Genomic DNA, 18,098 nt, shown 5'->3' with positions numbered 1-18,098 from the left:
CAGACGCTTATTTGGCGGCGGCGGTACGCCACTGTTTGATGTACTCCAGGCGTTTTTTCGGCTGCAGATACTCCAGCAGGCTTTCATCAACCGGGATAGGTTTCAGCGCATTGCCGAGCACTTTCGTCAGGCCGTCGATATCATTTTTGCCGTCGATATCGTTACGAATGGACGGGATATCCGCCTGGCTTGCCAGAATACTTTGCCCTTTTTCAGACAGGACGTAGTCCAGCCACAGTTTCGCGGCATTGCTGTTTTGCGCCTGCTGGCTGATGAACGACACGCGTGATAACACCAGGGTGTAATCTTTTGGATAGGCGATCCCCAGCGACGGATCGTTCTTCGCGCGCGCTTCCGCGTAGGATCCGAGGATATTAAAACCGATCAGGTTTTCCCCTGATGACACCCTCTCCATCATGGTGCCGGTTGAAGACTGAACGGCTAAGCCCCCTTTGGCGATATCGGCCAGGGTTTTGAAGTAGTTAGGATCGGCCTTGTGATCCTGCACCGAGAGCATAAAGCCCAGACCCGATTTTTCGATGTCGTAGGTGGTGACTTTGCTCTTGAATTTATCCGTCTGGCTGGCAATAAGCTTAGCCAGCGCCGCATGGGAATCAGGCACGTCGCCCGCCGGGATCAGCCGTTTGTTGTAGATAAACACGACGGGCTCATAGGTGGTGCCGTAGGCTTTATCTTTCCAGACCGCCCATTTCGGCAGCTGGCTTTGCTCCGGTGATTTGTACTCCATGGCGTAGTCGGTAGCGAGCTTCAGCCCGGTGTCCATGGAGGAGCTCCAGACCACATCGCCGCTACCGCCACCCGAAGCCTGTTCGCTGATAAAACGGTTATACAGCTCGGTGCTGTTCATGTCGTTATATTCAACTTTGATGCCCGGATAGGTTTTTTCGAAGCCCTCAATCAGCGGCCCGGCAGCTTTGGTGTCGGTGGTGGAGTAGATCACCACTTTGCCCTCTTTGGTCGCAGCATCGACCATTTTTTGATAGTCAGCAGGGTAGCCCTGCGGCAAAGCAGACAGTGCGGAAGCAGAACACAGTACGGTAGCGGTAATCAGAGAAATTCGGAAAATGTTCGACATTATAGTTAACCTTTTAGTTACATTTGAGGAACTAATTGTCAACATAGCGCATGGCTCCGCGCCGACAATAGGGGGGCGCGGGTTGCGGTTCCGAAGTGTGATTGTCGGCGTCGTTTCAGCAATTAACACCATAAAATCCGCGACGCTTAGCAAACGAACGGTTGCGGATTACGTTTTCTCTGCCGCTTTGCGGTAAAGCCTTCTGGGATGACCGATATTGCCATACAGCATTTCGATGCTGATTAACCCACTTTCCACGCAGTATTCCAGATAACGGCGGCCCGTGGTTTTGCTGATCCCGACGTATTCCACCACCTCTTCCACCGACATTGTTTTTTCGGGGTGTTCCGCAAATAAACGCTTAATACGGTCCAGGGTGTGGGGCTCAATACCCTTTGTGGACGGGGTCTGCGAGGTGTCCGCGGCGGGGAGGTTAAACAGGCGATCCAGCGCATGCTGGTCAACAACCTTCACCTGCTGCACGGTGTGGATGAAACGCATAAAACGCTCCAGCGAGGCGTGCAGACGCTGGAAAAAAACGGGCTTAATCAGGTAGTCAAACGCGCCGCTGCGCATGGCATGGCTACAGGTCTGCATATCGCTGGCTGCGGTGATAAAGATCACCGAGCATTCATAGCTTTTCAGGAGCGGGTTATCGATTAACGCCACGCCTTTACCGTCCGGGAGATAATTGTCCAGCAGTATCAGCCTCGGCTGATGCTGGCGTATCAGGTTACACGCCTGCTCAATCGACGCGGCAATGCCCACCACGCGCAAATGGAAATTTTGCTCGATATACTCGCGATGCAGTTCCGCCAGGTGCGGCTCATCCTCAACAATCACAACATCAAGTGCTCGGGTCGTGGTCATGCGTTAGCCCTGTCGAACGGGGAGTGGATTGGGAATAAACACAGAGAATATCGTGCCTTGAGGAGCGTTATCCGTTATCTCAATGCTGCCGCCCGCCTTGTTGATATAGCCTGCCACCAGAAACAGGCCAATACCGTGCTCTGTGCCCACAATGTCGTTCTCGCTTTCCGGCTTACTGCTGAATCCCTGGCGAAAGAGATGCGGTTTCATCGCCTCATCCACCCCGCAACCCCGATCGGCCACCTCTATCAGCAACTCCTGGTTGCGATCGGAAATGTAAAGCTCTACAGCTGCGGGAACCGGGGCTTTCAGGGTGGCGTCAACGGCGTTATCCAGCAGGTTGCCAATCACCGATACCAGCTCCGTTTCCGTGATGCTGGCAGGCATGCGGGTGAGCTGGCAGGCGGGATCAAATTGCAGTTCAACGCCCTTTTCCCGGGCGCTGACATATTTCCCTAGCAGCAATCCGCACAGGGCCGGCGAGACAAAATGGGCTGAGACGAAGTCCAGCACGCGCTGCGCCCCTTCTGACTGTGCCTGGATGTAACGGATCGCCTCGTCATAGTGTTTCATCTGCAGCAACCCCACCAGCGTGGCGGTCCAGTTCAGCTGTTCATGACGCATAATGCGCAGGTTATCCGCATAGCGTTTAATCTGGCTTAGCTGGCTGCTGAGAGTGTTGATATCATTCTTGTCGCGAAAGCTATAAACCCAACCGCTTTCAACACCAGGTTCAACCTCAATCGCCACGCGGTTCACAATCACCTCGCGCTGGTTAAGCACCGCAATCTGGTCGTGGCTGCCGCGGCTAACCGAGGCGTAGCGCTGCGATAAAAAACCGGGGGACGTTTGCAGAACGTCTTCCAGCGGTTTGCCGATAAGCGCTTTCTCACTTTGATGAATATCCAGCATCTCTCTGGCGGCACGGTTAATTAAAATCAGCTGCTTTTCTTCATTGACGGCAAATACCCCTTCATACATTGCTTCCAGCAGCGCGCGTTGCTGTAAGACCAGTTGCGCAATATCTTTTGGCTCAAGGCGGAACATTTGCTTTTTAAGATTGCGGGTAAACAACCAGGAAAAAATAAACAGTAACAGCAACAGACCCATACCGTATAACCCGGACTGCCAGAGAATACGCGCATTGATATTCGCAATGTACGACGTCAAATAACCGACCGAGACAATCCCAATCACCTGATGCTGCGCATTAAAGATGGGCGCTTTGCTGCGCAGTGAAACCCCAATCCCACCCTTACGCACCGAAATAATTGTTTTGCCTTGTAATACCTCCGCATTATCCCCGCCGATCATCGGTAAATTGATGCGCTCCGGTGATTCTGAATGATAGAGATGCTGTTCCCGGGTATCGCCAATGACAATATAACTGGCATCACTTTCGGCCCGTATAGGCTGAATTAAACGGGCGATGGCGGGGATATTTCTGGCCGCGACGTTTTCCGCCAGACCCGGCATCAACGCGATTTCGCTGGCCTGAACCCGGGCGCGCTGGCCGAGATCGTGATGTAATTGCCGGTCAATAAAATGAAACAGGATGGTTCCCAGCAGAACTAACAGCAGGCAGGAGAAGCACACCAGCGCTAAAAAAAGTTTTACCTGAAAAGAGAGTCTGCGTTTCATACGACCTGATGCGGGGAGTCTGATTAGAGCGGTCTGCGCAGACTGACATGAGGAAATGGGGGATGCAATCTGGCGAAAACAGAGTTGTGACCTGGCTTTTCGTTTTGGGGGTTATAGCTATCAGGATCGCGTAAGGCTATGCTTCATTCAGCACCCGAATAATTACAGAGGCAATGTCGTGGATAAAGCGCTACTGGATGCAGGCTACCGGGCCTATACCGGAGAGAAAATTGACGTTTACTTCAACACCGCGATCTGCAAACACTCAGGAAATTGCGTGCGCGGGAGCGCTAAGCTCTTCAACCTGAAACGTAAACCGTGGATTATACCGGATGAAGTGGACGTCGAAACGGTTGTACATGTGATTGATACCTGCCCGAGCGGTGCGCTGAAGTATCGCCAAAAATAAGCGAGGAACCATGGATATTCTGGAAGGCCATAACAAGTTTTACGTCAACGATGCTGACGGTAACCAGGTTGCAGAGATTGTCTTCGTACCGACCGGTGAGCATCTGAGCATTATCGAGCACACCGATGTGGATCCGAGCCTGAAAGGGCAAGGTGTGGGTAAACAGCTGGTGGCAAAAGTGGTCGCGAAGATGCGCGGTGAAAATCGAAAAATTATCCCGCTATGCCCGTTTGCCAAACATGAGTTTGATAATACACGGGAATATGACGATATTCGGGCGTAGAAACACACCGGCAATGGCCGGTGTTTTTTCATCTGATCTGTTCAAACAGCAGCACCACCGCAATCACTACCATCATTCCCCCTGATGCTCTGCTCACCAGACGCGCGGCCTGCGGGCGGGTGGCCAGGATGGCTTTTGAACCGTATCCCACCAGCAGATAGACCAGCGTACAGGTGATGAGGTGTAGCAAGCCCAGCGCGGACATCTGCATCGCAACCGACCAGCTTCCCTTCGGGTCAGTAAATTGTGGAAGCAGGGCCAGGAACAGCAAAAAAACTTTCGGGTTAAGGCCGCTGATACATAATCCCTTCACCGCCCACTGTTTCCAGTTTGCCGCCGAGGTTGTGGCGCTTTCCGGTGCGCCAGGAGCGCGTAACAGTGAGATACCAAGCCACAGCAAGTAAAGTGCTCCCGCTATCGTCAGCCCGGATAATGCCAGCGGATGTTGCGCCATCATGACGCCCACGCCCGCGACCACAATCAGTGTCGCCAGCAGATGCCCGGACATGAGGCCCATCACTGCGGGTACCACGCGCCGCCCGTGGATGCCGGCGCTAATGGCGTAAGCCCAGTCGGCGCCCGGCGTCATGATGAGCAGGAAAGACACCACCCAAAACCCAGCCACAATACTCATTTCCATCGTCTGTAAAACTCCAGAATTTCACCCGTCAACAGAGAGAAAGCATATCGGTATCCGGACGAAATGAGTTTTCAATGTTATGCTCAAAAGACGGTGAAATTGACAAAATCTTCCACATGGACAGCATCGATCGAAAAATTCTTGCGCAGTTGCAGGCGGATGGCCGTTTATCTCTTACGGAGCTGGCTGAACGGGTGAACCTGAGCCTCTCGCCGTGTCACCGGCGCGTGCGGGCACTGGAGCAGAGCGGGGCCATTACGGGATACCGGGCCAGTCTCGATCCCGCCAAAATGGGGTTTAACTTTCTGGCGATCGTGTTTGCGACGCTAAAAGAGGGCGACAGAAAGGCGGTGAGCGCCTTTGAGGAGGCGGTGGAAGAGATCCCGCAAATTGTGCTGGCGCAGCGTTTGTTTGGCGATCCTGATTATCTGATGCACGTCGTGACCCGCGACCTGCCGGCTTTTCAGAAACTCTATGATGAGAAGCTCTCTGCGATGCCCGGCGTTCAGCATCTTCGCTCAACGCTGGTCATGAAAACGGTCGTGCAGGACAGGCCGTTTCCGCTCGACATCTCAGGGCGTGACGAATAACGCGCCCGGCAGAACGCCGGGCGCAGGGGCGTTTAGCCTACAAACATCACCGACACGCACAGTACGCCAACGATCAGCGTCAGCAGGTTGCCGACAGATCGGTACGGTTTCAGGGACGGGATCAGGTACGTCGACAGCGTCGGCATGATAAACAGGATCATGGCGATAAGCGGACCGCTGATGGCATAAATCATCGAAATGGCATTCGGGTTAATGCAGCACACCGCAAAGGTGATTAACGACACCCCCATGATGGAGATCGCGCGGTTAAAGGCGCGGCTCTTTTTCACGCCCACCTGGTTCAGCGATGACTTCACAATCTCCGTCGCCCCTTCGATCACCCCAAAATAGGTGCCGAGGAACGATTTCGACATGGCGATAATCGCCACAATAATCCCGGAAATCCCCAGCCATGCCGGAGAAGAGGGCATCATCGACAGCGCCGACAGAATGGTTACCCCTTCCTGTTTTGCCGAAACGATATAGGATGGTGGAATAGAGAGCAGGCAGCTGAACACGAAGAACAGCACGCTCAGGCAGATAATCAGGTACGCCACCTTCATGATTTTCTTGCACTTGTCCATGGCGGCGTCGCCAAACTTCTCACGGCGGTCAACGGCAAACGTCGAGATAATCGGCGTATGGCTGAAAGCGAATACCATCACCGGGATCGAAATCCAGACCTGATGCAGCGTATGGCGGTCAAATGCCATCTGGCTTGTGAGCAGCGCGGGTTGCCAGCTTCCGGTCAGATAGAGCGAGACAAACAGAAAGTAGGCGATCAGCGGAAACACCAGGAAGCCCATCACTTTTATGGTGATATGCCGTCCCATCAGGAAGATCAGATTTAACACCAGCACCACGCCAAAACTGACCAGCACGCGAACGGCGGTATCCACCGTCATGTGTTTTGCCAGCTGCTCAGTTAACGAGTTGGTGATGGCCACTGCATAAATCTGCACCACCACGAAGAAGGCGATGAAATAGAGCGTGGTGATCAGGTTGCCTATCTTCCTGCCGTAATAATGGGAGACGGCGCCGGTGATCCCTTCATTGCCTTTTGTTTTCGACGACAGGATGAATTGTGCCAGCGCGCGGTGCGGCCAGTAGGTTAATGGGTAGGCCACAAGGGCAGTGATAAACAGGACGATAGCGCCTGCGGAGCCCAGCTGTATGGGCAAGAACAGCGTTCCTGCGCCCACGGCCGTGCCATAGAGAGCGAAACTCCAGAGAGTCTCATCTTTTGACCAAATTTTCGACATTAGAGCAACGTATCAACTATCAAACCAACAGAATGGAGCGCAATTTACCATAATTATGGGTTGAGAGCGCAGTTGCTTCGAAGGAGTTTGGCCGGAGCGGGCGTCCGGCCAGAGGGAATTAGCCTGCGAGGGCGCGTCGCTGCTGGCGACGTTTAAGGAATTTCTCGCGCAGCGTATCGTAAGCCCAGTTATAGAACATGGTGTACGGCAGGAAGAACAGGAAGAAACCAATTTCCAGTGTGAATGCCTGCAGCAGCGTGACGCCCAGCACCGCGGCGACTATCGACACGCCGATCACAATAAACCCGCACTCGAATCCCAGCGCATGCAGTGCGCGGATTTTTGCCGTGCGTGTGATGCGATGAACCGGCCAGAAACGGTCGAAGCCGACGTTATAGATAATGTTCCAGAGCATGGCCGTGGTTGCCAGGATAATGGTCAACCCACCCATCTCCACCACGGAACGTTGCATAAGCCACGCCGCCGTCGGGGCGAGGATCGCCGTGGCAATCCCTTCGAAACAGACGGCATGAAAGATCCGCTCCGGCAGTTTACGTTGGAGTGCATCCTGATGTTGCATAGTTTTAGACCTCGTGAATACGCATTTTGGCGTTGATGCGGCCTATTGTTATCGCTAAAGGTGATATATTAAAGATGGTATCCATCGATAAAGTAGATAGTGCATGCGTTATTCACCTGAAGCCCTTACCGCATTCGTTGAGACCGTCGCGGCGGGCTCTTTTTCTGCCGCCGCGCGTCGGTTACGTAAAAGCCAGTCGACCGTGAGCACATCCATCGCCAATCTTGAAGCCGATCTGGGCTTCGATCTGTTTGACCGTTCGGCCCGTCAGCCGGTGTTAACCGCGCAGGGCGAACAGGTACTGGGTTATGTGCAGGCGATCCTCGCGGCCAGCACGCGGCTTGACGAGTTGGCGGTGTCGTTAACGGCACAAACGGAGGCGCGCCTGACGTTTGTTCTTTCCGATACCCTCAACCCGGACGTGCTGGAAGACCTGATGAACCAGTTCGACCAGCGCTTTCCCCATACCGAATTTGAATGCCTGATTGGCGAGGAAGAGGACGTTATCGATCTGTTGCAGAAGTCGCGTGCGCAGGTTGGTCTCACGGAAGCGCGTGACAGTTATCCGACCGATATTGGGTTTACCCGGTTGCCGATACAGACCCGGATGGCAATCTATGTCGCGACCAACCATCCTCTGGCCGGGCAGCAAGAAATCCAGGCCGATGAGCTGCACGGCTGGCGGGAATTGCGGCTCAGCACCTATCTGGAGCGGGAGGCAACGCTCGCACGTGGACCCGTCTGGTCGGCACCCAACTACCTGTTACTGCTGAGTATGGCGGTGCAGGGATTTGGCTGGTGCGTGCTGCCGTGCGCGCTGGTGGATGAATTTGCCGCCGCGAAATCGCTGGTGCAGCTGAATGTCCCCGGCTGGCCACGGGCGATCGGTATCGATCTGCTCTGGAATAAACGATCCCCGCCCGGCGTTGCCGGAAGCTGGCTGCGGCAGTATCTGCAGGATGCGCGCTAATCCTTGTGATTAAACTCACTATTTTTAAACAATTAAGATAATTGCCAATAACAATCCACTACTATCGTCATGTCATTTAACACAGAGGTTGTGATGAAAGATGTCGTTATAGTGGGTGCGTTGCGTACGGCTATCGGCTGTTTCCAGGGGGCGCTTGCACGCCACTCGGCTGTTGATTTGGGCAGCGTAGTGGTGAAAGCGCTGGTGGAACGCAGCGGGATTGCAGCACATGAAATTGATGAGGTGATCCTGGGACAGGTGCTGACCGCCGGTGCCGGGCAAAACCCTGCCCGTCAGGCGGCGCTCAAGGGCGGCCTGCCCAATACCGTCTCCGCTATCACCATCAACGACGTCTGTGGCTCAGGGTTAAAAGCGCTGCATCTGGCGACGCAGGCCATTCAGTGTGGTGAAGCGGATGTCGTGATTGCCGGCGGACAAGAAAATATGAGCCGGGCACCACACGTGCTGACCGACAGCCGTACCGGCGCGCAGCTGGGCAACAGCCAGTTGCTCGACAGTCTGGTGCATGACGGTCTGTGGGATGCGTTCAATGACTATCATATGGGCGTGACGGCGGAAAATCTGGCACGTGAGTATGGTATCAGCCGTGAGTTGCAGGACGCTTACGCGTTAAGCTCGCAGCAAAAAGCGCGCGCGGCGATTGATGCCGGGCGCTTTCGGGATGAAATCGTCCCGGTCAGCACGCAGCGTCAGAACGGTGAGGTTGCCGTGGTGGATACCGATGAGCAGCCGCGCACCGACGCCAGCGCTGAAGGGCTGGCGAGGCTCAATCCTGCGTTTGAAACTCAGGGCTCAGTGACGGCGGGAAACGCCTCCTCCATTAATGATGGCGCTGCGGCCGTGATGATGATGAGTGAAAGCAAAGCCCTCGAGCTGGATCTGCCCGTTCTGGCCCGCATTAAGGCATTTGCCAGCGTGGGTGTTGATCCTGCGTTAATGGGTATCGCCCCGGTTTATGCTACCCGTCGCTGCCTGGAACGCGCAGGGTGGCAACTCTCTGATGTGGATCTGATTGAAGTCAACGAGGCCTTTGCCGCACAGGCAATCTCGGTTGGCAAAATGCTGGAATGGGATCCCCTGCGGGTAAACGTGAACGGTGGGGCAATCGCACTGGGTCATCCTATCGGCGCGTCCGGTTGTCGAATTCTGGTATCGCTGGTGCATGAGATGAAAAAGCGCAATGCCCGCAAAGGCATTGCGACGCTCTGTATCGGTGGTGGACAAGGTGTCGCCCTCGCCATTGAACGCTAAAATCCCGCCCGCATAAAAGAGCCTCCCTTCAGGAGGTTTTTTTTTACATAACGTATGACGAATTAACCGTTATTAGCACACTCTCACTCTGTTATTGAATAATTACGGCCTTAATTATTATCGTTGTTAACATCTTAGTGTGATCCCCCTCCGGTAATTTCACGTTAATACACCCTGTTTGTTGATGGGTGTCACGTCCATCTTTGCCAAAAAAAATGAAACAAATAATTACGATCTTTGTCACTAAAATAATGTTCTTTAAAAAATAAACTGCAGTTTCATAAATAAGAAACATTATTTCAGTTGAGGGTTTTTTCATGTTTAAGAAATCTCTGGTCCTTACTTCCCTTATCGGTACGTCCTTCATGGCTCAGGCCGTTACCGTCGATCTGCGCCATGAATATATCGACAGTGGTGCCAATGCTGACCGTGTCTCGGTCTCACATCGCTTTGCTAACGGGGTCGGTTTTTCTGTAGAAGCTAAATGGAAATCCGGTGGTGATAAAGCCGACCAGCCGTTTGCGGATGTGGTGGGTAACGGGCATGAAGATCAAATTAGCTGGCGCTGGAAAGCGACTGAGAATATTGCACTGACGCCGGCGTTTACCCTTGAAAGTAACGACAGCCGCACAATATATAAACCGAATCTGCATCTGCAATATAGTTTCGACAATGGCTTTTATGTTGCCGCGCGTTATCGTTATGAATATACCCGCTACCCGTCAAGCTCGAATAAAGATGACGACAAAGTTAACCGTGGTGATGCCTGGGTTGGCTGGGTAATGGGTGACTGGCGTACCGAACTCAATTATGTTTATGCGAAGAGTTCTGAAGGTATGGTTCGTAATAATAACAAAGATTATTCCAACGAATATAACGCCAAGCTGGCGTATAAATGGGATAAAAACTGGGCACCGTATGTTGAAGTGGGTAACATCGGCGTGAAAGATACCGATGAACGCCAGACCCGCCTTCGTTTAGGCATGGCCTATTCTTTCTGATATCACGTTATTCCGCTGAACATTGCCGGGTAGCGCCAGTGCCTACCCGGCTTTCCCATGTCTGATAAGCGCCGCCCAGCGGGCAAAAGCCCACTGAAAAAAAAGCCCTCCGAAACGGAGGGCAAGGCCAGTTACAGAAACACAAACTCAAATCATGCATGCAACATTTCAGGTTGCTCAGGAAGTTTCGCGATATAGAGGGCGGGTTGACCGTCTTTATCGGAACTGAACAGCACCGCTTTCTCGTCCGGAGTAAAGGAGGGATGCGGGTGGGTGACCTGGCGGCTATTTGCCACCGTTGCCCAGGAGGTGTCGTGACGGGCAATGCGGAAGTAGCTTTTTTTCGCCACGTCAAAGGCGTACAGATAAGGATCGTTATCGATGGTGTAACCGTGCGTATCCTTCACATCAACCGGCGTGCCTGAACCGTCGCCCACCAGCAGGGAGCCGTCAACGTTGCTCATCAGATGGGAACAGGCGGGCATTGGCATGACTGCGTCATTGACGCCCGTATCCGGATTGAAGCTGCAGATGGTGCGGCCCTTTTGGCCCTTCAGATAAGAGACATACACAAGGGCAGAACCGTTCGGCACCCAGAATTCATGGGTACAGCTTTCGCCTTCCGCATGCGTTTTCACTTTGCGCACGTGCGTACCATCTTCGTTGACCAGCCACATGCGGGCGTCGACCAGGTCGTGCGGCCCTTCATGGCAAAACGCCACCGTGTTGTCATCAAACGGACGATAGATAGGGTGGCCAAGCCAGTTTTTCTCTTCGTGGATTGTGGTGCTTAAACCGGTTTTCAGATCCACCCGCAGCAGTCGACAGTGCGGCCCCTTATGGAAGAAGTCGTGGAAAATTTTCCAGTCGTTGAGCGGCGTCCAGTCACGTCGGGCGATTTCTATCCCAACCAGTTTGGTGCAGTCGCTGTTGGCGACCCAGGTACCGTAACCGACCCAGTCATCGGGGACACGGTACACCTCGCGTTCTACCAGGGTATGGAGATCCACCTCCAGCAGCGTGCGGTCGTTCTTCACATAGTAGAAGGATTTATCATCCGGAGAGAGGAACCCGCCAAAGGTATTATCCCCTGCGCCTTCCGTCAGCTGTACCGCTTCGGCCTTCTGCAGATCCAGCAGGTAGTAGTTCCAGTGACCGTCAAACGCCCCTGCGAACAGCAGGTGGCTGCCATCATTAAAGAAGCACTTCTGGTAGAAGTAGTTGCGGTGACAGGTCACGTCGGGTGGGGTCAGGCGGGTGACTTCCACGCCTGTATCCGGATCGTGGCTGACCTCGTAGTTCAGCTTGACCCGCATACCTTTAGCCATAATGCACTCCTTTGAACGATAAAAGTAGATTAAAAAGTGAGTATTAAATTATCAAAACAATGTTTCACTATGTGTGACTGATGGCGCACTTTGTCTGTTTCATTGGCGAGATTAATGTCTGGCTCTCTTTATCGTGATCCGAACGCCATTTCTGGTATAAACAAACAGAAAAAATGAAACGTTGTTTTAAATGTAATTGAAAACCCCCTTCTCTGGGGCTAGACTGTGCTTATCATGAAAACGGAACGTCGTTTCGTTAATTTTCTGCCTGCGGGCACGATCATTTCTGGAGGTTACGGTGGACGTCAGACAAAGCATCCACAGTGCGCACGCCAAAACGCTGGATACTCAGGGGCTGCGCAATGAGTTTTTAGTCGAGCAGGTGTTCGAGGCCGATAAGTACACCATGGTCTACAGCCATATCGACCGTATTATCGTTGGCGGGATTATGCCGGTGACGCAGACCGTCTCCGTGGGCGGAGAAGTGGGTAAACAGCTTGGTGTGAGCTATTTCCTTGAGCGTCGCGAGCTGGGCGTGATTAACATCGGTGGCCCCGGCACCATCACCGTAGACGGACAGTGCTATGAGATAGGTCATCGCGACGCGTTGTATGTCGGTAAAGGGGCGAAAGAGGTCGTGTTCGCCAGCATCGACAGCGGTAAACCGGCGAAGTTTTACTACAACTGTGCGCCCGCACATACCCCGTACTCCACCAAAAAAGTGACCCCGGCGGATGTCGCCCCGGTGACGCTGGGTGACAACCTCACCAGCAACCGTCGCACCATCAATAAATACTTTGTTCCGGATGTGCTGGAAACCTGCCAGCTCAGCATGGGGCTGACCGAGCTTGCTCCGGGCAACCTGTGGAACACCATGCCGTGCCATACCCACGAGCGCCGTATGGAAGTGTATTTCTACTTCAACATGGACGAGGACGCCTGCGTATTCCACATGATGGGGCAACCGCAGGAAACGCGCCATATCGTGATGCATAACGAGCAGGCGGTTATTTCGCCGAGCTGGTCTATTCATTCGGGCGTAGGCACGAAAGCGTACACCTTCATCTGGGGTATGGTCGGTGAAAACCAGGTCTTTGATGACATGGACCACGTCGCGGTTAACGAGCTGCGCTAGCCGCAGGCAGTTAAGCATAAACCTGCCTGTTGGTGACAGGCGCTGAAAGATTAAGGAACAAACATGATTCTGGATGCATTTTCTCTGCAGGGTAAAGTGGCTGTGGTGTCCGGTTGTGACACCGGACTGGGCCAGGGTATGGCGTTAGGGCTGGCGGAAGCGGGCTGCGATATCGTCGGGATTAACATTGTTGAGCCTACTGAAACCATCGAGCGCGTCACCGCGCTGGGGCGTCGTTTTCTGAGCCTGACCGCCGATCTGCGTAAAATTGACGCCATCCCTGAACTGCTGGATCGCGCGGTGGCGGAATTCGGCCATATCGACATTCTGGTGAACAATGCCGGACTGATTCGCCGTGAAGACGCGATTAATTTCAGCGAGCGCGACTGGGACGACGTGATGAACCTGAACATTAAGAGCGTGTTCTTTATGTCCCAGGCGGCGGCGAAACACTTTATTGCCCAGGGGAAAGGCGGCAAGATCATTAATATCGCCTCTATGCTCTCCTTCCAGGGCGGTATCCGCGTGCCGTCTTATACCGCATCCAAGAGCGCGGTGATGGGCGTTACCCGTCTGCTGGCAAACGAGTGGGCGAAGCACAACATCAACGTCAACGCGATTGCGCCGGGGTACATGGCGACGAATAATACTCAGCAGTTGCGTGCTGACGAACAGCGTAGCGCGGAAATCCTCGACCGTATCCCGGCGGGCCGCTGGGGCCTTCCGGACGATCTTAAGGGGCCGATCGTGTTCCTGGCCTCTCCGGCATCCGATTACATCAACGGCTATACCGTGGCGGTCGATGGCGGCTGGCTGGCGCGTTAATTGCGTATTCCGTCTTAAACCTCTGCCGGTGGGTGGAGGTTTTTTTTGCTCAAAAATTGCCATTATCCATATGGCTCAAGACGAAAAATCCATACTAAAAAATCATAAATGATATGCATCACAGTTTTATTGCTTAAAAATTAAATGATTAATAAAAACTGGCGGTAATTCATCGTTAGTTGAAATTGTAATGTCCATCACAGATCGCTATGCCACAGCGAAATAATCCATATCTTCGCGAATTACGGCCTGACACTTTTCCGCGCTATCTCGTAATTTCAGTTAACGAATTTCGCTGTTCAGGCAGGAAAATATGACATCTATAAATGACTCTACCCTTATGCCCGCCGCGTTGCGTGATACCCGACGCATGAATCAGTTTGTCTCCATCGCGGCTGCAGTGGCCGGTTTACTGTTCGGTCTGGATATTGGCGTGATCGCCGGGGCGCTGCCCTTTATCACCGATCACTTTACGTTGAGTAACCGCCTGCAGGAGTGGGTGGTCAGCAGCATGATGCTGGGTGCGGCCATCGGCGCGCTGTTTAACGGCTGGCTTTCGTTCCGCCTCGGGCGAAAATACAGCCTGATGGTGGGGGCGATTCTGTTTGTCGCCGGCTCTATTGGGTCAGCATTTGCCACGAACGTGGAAATGCTGCTGCTCTCCCGCGTGCTGCTCGGCGTGGCGGTGGGAATTGCCTCTTACACTGCGCCGTTGTACCTCTCCGAAATGGCGAGCGAGAACGTGCGCGGCAAGATGATCAGTATGTACCAGCTGATGGTGACGCTGGGCATCGTGCTGGCGTTTCTGTCTGACACTTATTTCAGCTACAGCGGCAACTGGCGCGCGATGCTGGGCGTGCTGGCGCTCCCGGCGCTGGTGCTGATTGTTCTGGTGATTTTCCTGCCAAACAGTCCGCGCTGGCTGGCGCAAAAGGGTCGTCATGTGGAAGCGGAAGAGGTGCTGCGGATGCTGCGTGATACCTCAGAAAAAGCACGTGAAGAGCTGAACGAGATCCGTGAAAGCCTGAAGCTGAAGCAGGGGGGCTGGGCGCTGTTTAAGATCAACCGTAACGTTCGCCGCGCGGTGTTCCTCGGCATGCTGCTGCAGGCGATGCAGCAGTTCACCGGGATGAACATCATCATGTACTACGCGCCACGTATCTTCAAAATGGCGGGGTTCACCACCACGGAACAACAAATGGTTGCCACGCTGGTCGTGGGGCTGACCTTTATGTTCGCCACCTTTATCGCGGTGTTCACCGTGGATAAAGCCGGACGTAAACCGGCACTCAAGATTGGCTTTAGCGTCATGGCGCTCGGTACGCTGATCCTTGGCTACTGCCTGATGCAGTTTGATAACGGCACGGCCTCAAGCGGTCTTTCCTGGCTCTCTGTTGGCATGACCATGATGTGTATTGCCGGATATGCGATGAGCGCTGCGCCCGTCGTGTGGATCCTGTGTTCCGAAATTCAGCCGCTCAAATGCCGTGACTTTGGCATCACCTGTTCCACGACCACCAACTGGGTGTCGAACATGATCATCGGCGCGACCTTCCTGACGCTGCTGGATTCAATTGGCGCGGCAGGAACCTTCTGGCTCTATACGGTTCTCAACGTCGCGTTTATCGGGGTCACGTTCTGGCTGATCCCTGAAACCAAAGGTGTCACGCTGGAGCATATCGAGCGCAGGCTGATGTCCGGCGAGAAGCTGCGTAATATTGGCGTGTAATCTGTTGCCGGGTGGCGAAGAGGCCACCCGGCTTTTTGTTAGCGCATCGCGCGTTTCAGAATACGTTCAGCCTGACGCTGGAAGTCAGCGGCGGTCTCTTCCACGGATTTCTGTCCATAATCGATGTACTGCAGAGAGGTGCCGAACTGGGCCACAATCTGCGGATCGTCAAAGTAAGGTGACACGGAAAGTTTGGCCGGCAGAGACTGCGCCAGACGCAGCCCCGCGACCGACGGATCGCTCTCTTTGATGGTGCCGTCTTCGGTCAGGAACTGCACCGCGGCTTTACTCAGCGGCACGCCACGCTCCAGACCCAGCGTATCCACACCCTCTTTGCTGTTCAGCAGGAAATTAATCAGTTTCGCCGCCGCTTCCGGGTTTTTGGTGGATTTACCAATCGAGAGCATCTGCGCCGGTTTGAAGAAAAGGCCCGCATCGGTTGCGCCCGGCAGCATCGGGTAACTGCCCAGCACCAGTTTTGCCGGTGGCTTCAGGTTGTCGGAATACTTGTTGATGGTGGAGTTCCACATGTAGGTTCCCGCCCATTCTCCCTGGATCCACGGCTTCATCTCATACATGTTGCTCTTACCAAACGACGCATAGTATTTGGTGTCCGGCATGACGTGGCTATCCACCAGCGTTTTGTAGGTCTGGAAGAATTCCACCCACTGCGCTTTGCTGTAAGCGAACTTCTTGGTTTTCTCGTCCACGGCAGGGATGTTGTACTTCTGAATCATGTACGAGTTCAGCAATGCCAGCGTGTCCTGATGCTCCAGCACGACCGGGTAGTACTGCTTGCCGAGTTTACTCTCGAAGGTTTTACCCGCCGCCATCAGCTCGTCCCAGGTTTTCGGGTATGCAATACCGGCTTTTTTCCAGGTCTCGTCGTTGAAGTAGAACACGCGTGCGGTGACGGAGATCGGAATGCCGTTCAGCTTGCCGTTGATGGTGGTGGACTGAAGTTCTTTGGGATCGAACTGGGTCAGGTCGATCACGTCTTTCATTTTGTTCAGGTCGTAGAACCCGTCGCCGGTTTTCGAGAAGATTGGCAGCCAGTTCCAGTTGGTCTGCATCACATCCGGCTCGGTGCCGCCCGCAATTTGAGTGGTCAGGCGGGAGAGGTGCCCATCCCAGCCGGTGTACTCTGCTTTAACGTTGATATCCGGGTTCTGCTTATGGAATTCCTCCAGCGCTTTCAACGTCACCTGATGGCGGCCATTACCACCCCACCAGGACATGCGTAATTCGACATCTTTCGCCATCGATGGCAAAGCGGTAAGGCCCAGCGTCGCGGAGATTGCTGCGCTTAAAAGCACTTTTTTCATTTTTATAAACTCCATCAGAGAGAGAGGTTCTGTTCAGTTTTTGCGTCAAAAATATGACATTTATTCATATCAAATCTGAAATACACCTTGCGATGAAGGCCTTTATCAATCATGGGCTTAGCTTCATCGGAAGGAATTCTGGCGGTCAGTTCGTAGTCCGCAACCTTCAGATAGACGAAGAATTCGTGGCCCATGTTTTCCACGCGAACCATTTCGCCACTGCAGCCCCCGTCAACGAATGGTGCGTCGGAGAGGGAAACGAATTCCGGACGTACGCCGTAGTAAATGGCCTGCCCGGCATAAGCGGAGACTTTCTCCTGCATCCCGGCATTCAGCGGCATGGTTTCATTGCCGATGGCGATGTGCAGTTTCCCGGCGCTTTCCACCAGCTGGCTTTGACGAATGTTCATCTCCGGCGCGCCGATAAAGCCTGCCACGAACATGTTTTTCGGCTTGTGGTAGAGGTTGTCAGGGGTATCAACCTGCATGATGTGGCCGAGCTTCATCACGCAGATGCGGTCGCCCATGGTCATCGCTTCGGTCTGGTCGTGGGTGACGTAGACGGTGGTCGCCGGTTTACCGGATTTCTTCAACTGCTTGTGCAGGTCGGAAATACGAATGCGCATTGAGGCGCGTAGTTTGGCGTCGAGGTTTGACAGCGGTTCGTCGAACAGGAATACATCCGGCTTTTTCACAATCGCACGGCCTACCGCCACGCGCTGTGCCTGGCCGCCGGAAAGCTGGCGTGGCAGGCGGTCGAGTAACTCTTCCAGCTCAAGGATTTTGGCCGCTTCGTTGACCTGAGATTCAATCTGATCTTTTGGCAGTTTGCTCAGCTTCAGACCAAAGGCCAGGTTTTCGCGCACCGTCATGTGGGGATAGAGCGCGTAGTTCTGGAACACCATCGCAATCCCGCGCTCTTTCGGCGCGAGGTTGTTCACAATCTTATCGCCGATGCGGACTTCACCCCCGCTGATAGTTTCCAGGCCAGCCAGCATGCGCAGGGTGGTGGATTTGGCGCAGCCGGAGGGGCCAACAATCACCATGAACTCTCCTTCAGCGATTTTCAGGTCAATGGCATGTACCGCTTTAAAGCCGTTGGAGTAGACCTTTTCCAGTTTGTTGAAGATAACTTCAGCCAT

The 18,098-nt window shown here is 53.7% G+C and carries 18 protein-coding genes; 9 read left to right on the top strand and 9 right to left on the bottom strand.

The features are described 5' to 3' along the window. Positions 1–7: 7 nt before the first annotated feature. The 3 genes from AAIR21_RS14110 to AAIR21_RS14100 form a co-directional block, all read right to left on the bottom strand. A complete protein-coding gene (locus AAIR21_RS14110; protein ID WP_020883753.1) occupies positions 8–1,096 on the bottom strand; it encodes an ABC transporter substrate-binding protein in 1,089 nt (362 codons plus the stop codon). Between the two features lie 168 nt (positions 1,097–1,264). Next, complete coding sequence (locus tag AAIR21_RS14105; protein WP_014171487.1) at positions 1,265–1,966, bottom strand: response regulator; 702 nt, start codon at positions 1,964–1,966, stop codon at positions 1,265–1,267. A 3-nt stretch (positions 1,967–1,969) separates the two neighbouring features. Next, positions 1,970–3,607, bottom strand: coding sequence for an ATP-binding protein (locus tag AAIR21_RS14100; RefSeq protein WP_014171486.1), 1,638 nt, complete (start codon positions 3,605–3,607; stop codon positions 1,970–1,972). A gap of 178 nt (positions 3,608–3,785) precedes the next feature. Here AAIR21_RS14100 and yjdI point away from each other — a divergent pair, with 178 nt between their 5' ends. Next, the gene (gene yjdI / locus AAIR21_RS14095) at positions 3,786–4,016 is read left to right on the top strand and encodes a 4Fe-4S mono-cluster protein YjdI (RefSeq protein WP_020883756.1); all 231 of its coding nucleotides are present in this window, start codon (positions 3,786–3,788) and stop codon (positions 4,014–4,016) included. A gap of 10 nt (positions 4,017–4,026) precedes the next feature. Further along, the gene (locus AAIR21_RS14090; protein ID WP_014171484.1) at positions 4,027–4,299 is read left to right on the top strand and encodes a GNAT family N-acetyltransferase; all 273 of its coding nucleotides are present in this window, start codon (positions 4,027–4,029) and stop codon (positions 4,297–4,299) included. Positions 4,300–4,327: 28 nt separating this feature from the next. On the opposite strand, the gene AAIR21_RS14085 is transcribed toward AAIR21_RS14090, so the two are convergent. Next, on the bottom strand, positions 4,328–4,939 hold the full coding sequence (locus AAIR21_RS14085; RefSeq protein ID WP_032680350.1) for a LysE family translocator: 612 nt from the start codon (positions 4,937–4,939) through the stop codon (positions 4,328–4,330). Positions 4,940–5,055: 116 nt separating this feature from the next. On the opposite strand from AAIR21_RS14085, the gene AAIR21_RS14080 reads away from it, so the two are divergent. After that, positions 5,056–5,529, top strand: a complete 474-nt coding sequence (locus AAIR21_RS14080; protein ID WP_032670215.1) for an Lrp/AsnC family transcriptional regulator — start codon at positions 5,056–5,058, stop codon at positions 5,527–5,529. A gap of 32 nt (positions 5,530–5,561) precedes the next feature. Here the strand turns inward: AAIR21_RS14080 and AAIR21_RS14075 are convergent, their stop codons facing one another. After that, positions 5,562–6,791: an amino acid permease gene (locus tag AAIR21_RS14075; protein WP_032678908.1), complete on the bottom strand. Its 1,230-nt coding sequence runs from the start codon at positions 6,789–6,791 to the stop codon at positions 5,562–5,564. Between the two features lie 118 nt (positions 6,792–6,909). Continuing rightward, entirely contained in the window at positions 6,910–7,371 is a 462-nt protein-coding gene (locus AAIR21_RS14070; protein ID WP_014171480.1) for a multidrug/biocide efflux PACE transporter, read from the bottom strand. 103 nt (positions 7,372–7,474) lie between these two features. Between AAIR21_RS14070 and AAIR21_RS14065 the strand changes: the two genes are divergently transcribed. The 3 genes from AAIR21_RS14065 (at position 7,475) to AAIR21_RS14055 (ending at position 10,614) form a co-directional block, all read left to right on the top strand. Continuing rightward, positions 7,475–8,341 carry a LysR family transcriptional regulator gene (locus AAIR21_RS14065; RefSeq protein WP_014171479.1) on the top strand — a complete coding sequence of 289 codons (867 nt, stop codon included), beginning with the start codon at positions 7,475–7,477 and terminating at the stop codon, positions 8,339–8,341. A gap of 93 nt (positions 8,342–8,434) precedes the next feature. Then, on the top strand, positions 8,435–9,613 hold the full coding sequence (locus AAIR21_RS14060; RefSeq protein ID WP_020883759.1) for an acetyl-CoA C-acetyltransferase: 1,179 nt from the start codon (positions 8,435–8,437) through the stop codon (positions 9,611–9,613). 317 nt (positions 9,614–9,930) lie between these two features. Then, complete coding sequence (locus AAIR21_RS14055; RefSeq protein ID WP_151887162.1) at positions 9,931–10,614, top strand: porin; 684 nt, start codon at positions 9,931–9,933, stop codon at positions 10,612–10,614. Positions 10,615–10,766: 152 nt separating this feature from the next. On the opposite strand, the gene AAIR21_RS14050 is transcribed toward AAIR21_RS14055, so the two are convergent. Then, the gene (locus AAIR21_RS14050; protein WP_020883760.1) at positions 10,767–11,942 is read right to left on the bottom strand and encodes an oligogalacturonate lyase family protein; all 1,176 of its coding nucleotides are present in this window, start codon (positions 11,940–11,942) and stop codon (positions 10,767–10,769) included. A gap of 298 nt (positions 11,943–12,240) precedes the next feature. Between AAIR21_RS14050 and kduI the strand changes: the two genes are divergently transcribed. The 3 genes from kduI (at position 12,241) to araE (ending at position 15,631) form a co-directional block, all read left to right on the top strand. Then, complete coding sequence (kduI, locus tag AAIR21_RS14045; RefSeq protein WP_044857356.1) at positions 12,241–13,077, top strand: 5-dehydro-4-deoxy-D-glucuronate isomerase; 837 nt, start codon at positions 12,241–12,243, stop codon at positions 13,075–13,077. Positions 13,078–13,140: 63 nt separating this feature from the next. Continuing rightward, a complete protein-coding gene (kduD, locus tag AAIR21_RS14040; RefSeq protein WP_014171473.1) occupies positions 13,141–13,902 on the top strand; it encodes a 2-dehydro-3-deoxy-D-gluconate 5-dehydrogenase KduD in 762 nt (253 codons plus the stop codon). A gap of 295 nt (positions 13,903–14,197) precedes the next feature. Further along, a complete protein-coding gene (gene araE, locus AAIR21_RS14035) occupies positions 14,198–15,631 on the top strand; it encodes an arabinose-proton symporter AraE (protein WP_226777985.1) in 1,434 nt (477 codons plus the stop codon). 38 nt (positions 15,632–15,669) lie between these two features. Here the strand turns inward: araE and AAIR21_RS14030 are convergent, their stop codons facing one another. Further along, on the bottom strand, positions 15,670–16,956 hold the full coding sequence (locus AAIR21_RS14030; protein ID WP_068795067.1) for an ABC transporter substrate-binding protein: 1,287 nt from the start codon (positions 16,954–16,956) through the stop codon (positions 15,670–15,672). A gap of 14 nt (positions 16,957–16,970) precedes the next feature. Beyond that, entirely contained in the window at positions 16,971–18,098 is a 1,128-nt protein-coding gene (locus AAIR21_RS14025; RefSeq protein ID WP_025203330.1) for an ABC transporter ATP-binding protein, read from the bottom strand.

The sequence above is a fragment of the Enterobacter sp. PTB genome, from assembly GCF_051130085.1.
Classification (GTDB): domain Bacteria; phylum Pseudomonadota; class Gammaproteobacteria; order Enterobacterales; family Enterobacteriaceae; genus Enterobacter; species Enterobacter ludwigii.
The sequence above is the reverse complement of the archived record's forward strand: the minus strand, read 5'-3'. Positions and strand labels throughout refer to the sequence as shown.